Source organism: Janthinobacterium sp. AD80 (assembly GCF_002878455.1).
In the GTDB taxonomy this organism is placed as follows: domain Bacteria; phylum Pseudomonadota; class Gammaproteobacteria; order Burkholderiales; family Burkholderiaceae_D; genus Janthinobacterium.
In genome coordinates this window covers 1-4,929 of sequence record NZ_NRDQ01000178.1, presented here as the reverse complement: position 1 = coordinate 4,929, position 4,929 = coordinate 1, and the positions used below count along the sequence as shown (strand labels likewise).

Below are 4,929 nucleotides of genomic sequence, written 5' to 3'. Positions count from 1 at the left end.
AGCGCCATCGGCCACGCCACCCATGCCTTCGCGGCGCACCTGGGCGGCGCGCGCCAGCCAGGCGTCGGCCGCGCCGATACGCGCCGCCGTGTTGGCCAGCACCAGATGCGTCAGGCGCCGCGACTGGTGGATGCCCAGCCACTGGCCCGTCAAGCCGCCCATCGAGATGCCGCAGAACGCAGCCTGCGCCACGTCCAGGTGGTCCAGCAGCGCCACCACGTCCTGGCCCAGGCGCTCGATGCCGAACGGCGCGCCGCCGCTGGCGGACTGGCCATGGCCACGCGTATCGTAGCGCACGACGAAGAAGTCGCTGGCCAGGGCATCGGCCTGCGCATCCCACATGGACAGGTCCGTGCCCAGGGAATTCGACAGCACCAGACAGGGATTGCCACGTTCGCCATCGGTGCGGTAATGCAGGCGCGTGTCGCCCGCTGTGAAAAAGGATTGCATGCTGTGTCCCTATTGTCCCTGTGTCCTTAGGCGGCGGCGCGCTGCCGCTCGACTGCCGCTGACGGCAGCGCCGCGCTGTCGCGGCTCAAATGAAAATCAAACGCGATCGATGCATATGGCTGCTGCAGCTGCAGGGCAGCCAGTTGCGCCGCATCGTCGACCCGCGTGATGGGCGGCACCAGGCCTTCGCGCGTGGCGAAGGCGAAATCGTCCCACAGATAGCTGTCGCCATCGATGTTGATCTGCGTCGTCAGCTTGCGGTGGCCCGGCGCGCTGATGAAGAAATGGATGTGCGCCGGACGCTGGCCGTGGCGGCCCAGCAGATCGAGCAGCTGCTGCGTGGTGCCGTCCGGCGGGCAGCCATAGCCGGCCGGCAGGATGCTGCGGAACTGGTAGCGCCCGTCCTGGTCCGCGACGATGGTGCGGCGCAGGTTGAACGGCGACTGCGTATGGTCGAAGAACGAGTAATTGCCCAGCAAATTCGCATGCCAGACTTCGACCTGCGCGCCGGGCAGCGGCTGGCCATCGGCGTCGAACACGGTGCCCTGCATCAGCAGCACCTCGGCGCGTTCGCTCTCCGTGCCATCGTCGAGACGGGCGTAGCCCACGCTTTCGGGTGCGCCTGCCACGTACAGCGGACCTTCGATGGTGCGCGGCGTGGCGCCGGCCAGGCCAGCCTGCGCCTCAGCCTCGTCGGCGCGCAGGTCGAGAAAATGTTCCAGGCCCATGCCCGCCGCCAGCAAACCCAGTTCGCTGGAAGCACCGGCGGCCGACAGGTAGGCCAGGCCGCTCCAGAACTCGTCGGGCGTGACGTCCAGGTCGTCGATGGTCTTGCACAAGTCGCCCAGCAGGCGCACGACGATCTGCTGCACGCGCGGGTTGGCGGGACGGTCGGCGGCGTCCACGATCCACTTCTTGACGAGGGTATCGATGTCGGTATGTTGCATGAGGTGTCTCCTTGAGTAAGGGGTACTGCGCCGGATGCTGCGCGCGGGTCAGGAATCGTCGCCGCGCACCGAGGATGGATGGCGGCACAGCGGCATCACGTCGATCTGCATGTAGGGGAACAGCGGCAAGGAGGTCAGCAGGTTGTGCAGATCGTCCACGCTGTCCACGTCAAAGACGCTGATGTTGGCGTACTGCCCGGCGATACGCCACAGATGGCGCCACTTGCCTTCCTGCTGCAGGCGCTGCGCCAGTTCCTTTTCCGTCTGCTTGAGCTGCGCCGCCTGCTCGGCGGGCATGCTCAAGGGCAGGTTCACGTTCATGCGTACATGGAATAACATGGTTTCTCCTTTGACTTTCCTATTGACGCTGCAAAGAACGCAGCTTGTCGGTGTCGATCTCCACGCCCAGGCCCGGCCCTGTCGGCACCTGCAGCATGAAGTCGCGGTACACGAGCGGTTCGCGCAGGACTTCCTGCGTCAGCAGCAGTGGTCCGAACAGTTCCGTGCCCCAGGCCAGTTCCGCAAACGTGGAACAGACATGGGCCGTGGCGGCCGTGCCGATGCCGCCTTCGAGCATGGTGCCGCCATACAGGCCGACGCCGGCCAGGCGCGCCACGGTGGCCACTTCCAGCGCCGGCAGCAAGCCGCCCGACTGGGTGATCTTGACCGCGTACACGTCGGCCGCATCGGCCTGCGCCAGCGCCAGCGCATCGGCCGGGCCATGCAGGGCTTCATCGGCCATGATGGCCACGTCGAAACGCTGCTTCAGGCGCGCCAGCGCGGCGCGGTTGCCCGCCTTGACGGGCTGCTCGATCAGGTCGATGCCGCCCGCTTCCAGTGCGGCGATGCCGCGCACGGCGTCCGTCTCGCTCCAGGCCTGGTTGACGTCGACGCGCACGCTGGCGCGCTCGCCCAGCGCCCGCTTGATTTCCAATACGTGGGCCACGTCGTCCATCACGTCGCGCAAGCCGATCTTCAGCTTGAAGATGCGGTGGCGGCGCAGCTCCAGCATTTTTTCGCCTTCGGCGATGTCGCGCACGGTGTCGCCGCTGGCCAGCACCCAGGCCACGGGCAGCGCGTCGCGTACCCGCCCGCCCAGCAGTTCCGACAGCGGCACGTTCAGGCGGCGTGCCTGCGCGTCGAGCAGCGCCGTCTCGATCGCGCACTTGGCGAAGCGGTTGCCCTGCACCACCTTGCGCAAGATGGCCATGGCTTTCGCCACCTGGCTCGCTTCCATGCCGACCAGCAGCGGCGCGATATAGGTGTCGATATTCGTCTTGATGCTTTCCGGGCTTTCGCCGCCGTAGCTCAAGCCGCCGATGGTGGTGGCCTCGCCCCAGCCCGTGATGCCGTCGGCGCAGCGCACGCGCACCAGCACCAGGGTCTGGGTATTCATGGTGGCGACGGACATGCGGTGCGGACGAATGGTCGGCACATCGACCAGGAAGGTCTCGATATTTTGAATCATATTTATTCCGTATAATTCTGTGGAGTGGAGACACGATATGCCCCCAAAGCCCCCACGTCCAACACCGAGTTGGTATCGAACCTATACCTGAAAGGTATGAAGATGGAATTACGCCACTTGCGCTACTTCGTTGCGGTCGCCGAAGAAAGGAACTTCACGCGCGCCGCCGAGCGCCTGCATATCGCGCAGCCGCCCCTCAGCCGGCAGATGCAGCAGCTGGAAGAAACCCTGGGCGTGGCGCTGATCGAAAAAGGTTCGCGGCCCTTGCGCCTGACCGAGGCGGGCGAGTTTTTTCTCGCCCACGCGCGCCCGCTGCTCGACCAGGTGCGCGACCTGAAGGCGATGACGCAGCGCATCGGCAAGCTGGAACGTACCCTGTCGATCGGCTTCGTCGCCTCGACCCTGTATGGGGAATTGCCCGATGTGGTGCACCGCTATTGCGAACGCCACCCCGAGGTGGACGTGACCTTGCACGAAATGACGACGGTGGAGCAGATCAAGGCCCTGAAGGAAGGGCGCATCGACGTGGGTTTCGGGCGCCTGAAAAGCGAGGATCCCAGCATCCGCCGCATCCTGCTGCGCGAAGAGCGCCTGGTGGTGGCCCTGCCGCCCGGGCACCGGCTGGCGCATGGCGAGGGCGGCCTGCGCCTGACGGACCTGACGCATGAAACCCTGCTGGTGTACCCGAAGGCGCCGCGCCCCAGCTTTGCCGACCAGGTGCTGGCCATGTTCAGCGATGGCAATGTCACGCCCGGCCTCATCACCGAGGTGCGCGAGCTGCAGATTTCCATGGGCCTGGTGGCGGCCGGCCAGGGCATTTCCATCGTGCCGGAAAGCGTGCAAGCCATGCATCACCGTAACGTCATCTACCGCAAGCTGGACGACCAGCATGCGTTCTCACCCATCCTGTTCAGCATGCGGCGCATGGACCGCTCGCCCGAGCTGGAAAACATTCTTGCCGCCGTGTACTCGATCTACGATGAACACGGCATCGCGCACATCAAGGAAAGCCTGTAGCCGTGCTGCGCGCAGCTACAGCGGCGCGTCGGCCAGCAGTTCCGGACGCAGCGCGCGGATGCGCAGTTCCGTGAAATAGCCGCCCGCCTCGTTGTAGCGAAGGTAGTGGCGGCCGCAGTCCAGGCAGCGGGCCACCTGGCTCAGGTTGGCGGGATAAAAGCGCGGCGCGATGGGCGCGTCGATGCTGTCGTAGCGCGTGCCCTGCGGATGGTACTCGGCAAACGTCGGTTCTTCGTACGGGTCTTCGCGCAGGGTGCCGATTTCTTCAAAGCGGTTCAGCTCCAGCGAGGTGGGAAGGCGCTGCCAGGCATCGAGCGGGACGGCGCAGCAGCTGCATTTTTTTGTCACCAGCGCCGACGTGGCGGCCAGCGCGGACAAAGCGGGAAAGTCGATGAATTTCATGTTCAGCCATGGCTAAGGTGCGGCCCTTGGCAACGAGCCAGGCCGCGCCCTCTCATTTTATCCCAGCAAGCGCCAGGCCATGGCTGCCCTTATCGCCCAGCCCATCGTCGGCGTCCAAGCCGCTGTCGCCGTGCCAGGCCCAGTTCCAGCAGCATCAGCAGGCCGCCGGAAACAAGCAGCAAGGGCATCAGCGCGCACATGAGCGCCGCCACCAGCCAGGCCAGCGCCGAGGGCGAGGTCCAGGCGCCGGGCAGCAGCCTGGGCAAGCCCAGGGTGCCAGGCATGCGGCGCTTGAAGAACATCACCCAGCCCGATACCAGCGAAAACAGCACGCTGGCGCCAAACAGCAGCAGCAAGGCCTGGTTCCACCAGCCGAATTCGCCCCGGTGAAACGGGATGCCGATGGCCGTGGCCTTGCCGAACGCCGTCTGCGCTTCCCAGCCCGCGTAGTACAGGGGCTTGCCGCTGTAGGCGTCGAACTGCAGGTCGAAGCGCAAGGTGGGCCGGCTACGGTCGGCCATGGCAGCGCGCCACACATCGTCCTGGCTGGCCGGCGCCGTCAGCTGCACGGCGATGGCGGGCGCGTGGCTGCGCGCCACCTGCCACGCATCCTGCCAGTCCAGCGGCGCGCCCTCCTCGGTTGAG

At 66.1% G+C, this 4,929-nt stretch carries 7 protein-coding genes; 1 reads left to right on the top strand and 6 read right to left on the bottom strand.

All coding sequences use genetic code 11. The features are described 5' to 3' along the window. The 4 genes from JaAD80_RS25260 to JaAD80_RS25245 all read right to left on the bottom strand — a co-directional run. Positions 1–450, bottom strand: a 450-nt coding sequence (locus JaAD80_RS25260; RefSeq protein ID WP_146012534.1) for an alpha/beta fold hydrolase, incomplete at its 3' end; no start/stop codon positions are given. A 26-nt stretch (positions 451–476) separates the two neighbouring features. Beyond that, positions 477–1,397: a catechol 1,2-dioxygenase gene (catA, locus tag JaAD80_RS25255; protein ID WP_102298652.1), complete on the bottom strand. Its 921-nt coding sequence runs from the start codon at positions 1,395–1,397 to the stop codon at positions 477–479. A gap of 48 nt (positions 1,398–1,445) precedes the next feature. After that, on the bottom strand, positions 1,446–1,736 hold the full coding sequence (gene catC / locus JaAD80_RS25250) for a muconolactone Delta-isomerase (protein ID WP_102298651.1): 291 nt from the start codon (positions 1,734–1,736) through the stop codon (positions 1,446–1,448). 19 nt (positions 1,737–1,755) lie between these two features. Next, positions 1,756–2,865 carry a muconate/chloromuconate family cycloisomerase gene (locus tag JaAD80_RS25245; RefSeq protein ID WP_102298649.1) on the bottom strand — a complete coding sequence of 370 codons (1,110 nt, stop codon included), beginning with the start codon at positions 2,863–2,865 and terminating at the stop codon, positions 1,756–1,758. Between the two features lie 102 nt (positions 2,866–2,967). On the opposite strand from JaAD80_RS25245, the gene JaAD80_RS25240 reads away from it, so the two are divergent. Beyond that, positions 2,968–3,882: a LysR family transcriptional regulator gene (locus tag JaAD80_RS25240; protein WP_102298654.1), complete on the top strand. Its 915-nt coding sequence runs from the start codon at positions 2,968–2,970 to the stop codon at positions 3,880–3,882. A 15-nt stretch (positions 3,883–3,897) separates the two neighbouring features. Here the strand turns inward: JaAD80_RS25240 and JaAD80_RS25235 are convergent, their stop codons facing one another. Next, the gene (locus tag JaAD80_RS25235) at positions 3,898–4,284 is read right to left on the bottom strand and encodes a hypothetical protein (protein WP_102298647.1); all 387 of its coding nucleotides are present in this window, start codon (positions 4,282–4,284) and stop codon (positions 3,898–3,900) included. A gap of 89 nt (positions 4,285–4,373) precedes the next feature. Beyond that, the coding region (locus JaAD80_RS25230) for a PepSY domain-containing protein (protein WP_180979584.1) at positions 4,374–4,929 on the bottom strand (556 nt) is incomplete at its 5' end.

Bases quoted from the DNA above. Each gene is read 5' to 3' on its own strand.
- catA (WP_102298652.1), bottom strand. From the start codon at position 1,397: ATGCAACATACCGACATCGATACCCTCGTCAAGAAGTGGATCGTGGAC.
- catC (WP_102298651.1), bottom strand. From the start codon at position 1,736: ATGTTATTCCATGTACGCATGAACGTGAACCTGCCCTTGAGCATGCCC.
- JaAD80_RS25245 (WP_102298649.1), bottom strand. From the start codon at position 2,865: ATGATTCAAAATATCGAGACCTTCCTGGTCGATGTGCCGACCATTCGT.
- JaAD80_RS25240 (WP_102298654.1), top strand. From the start codon at position 2,968: ATGGAATTACGCCACTTGCGCTACTTCGTTGCGGTCGCCGAAGAAAGG.
- JaAD80_RS25235 (WP_102298647.1), bottom strand. From the start codon at position 4,284: ATGAAATTCATCGACTTTCCCGCTTTGTCCGCGCTGGCCGCCACGTCG.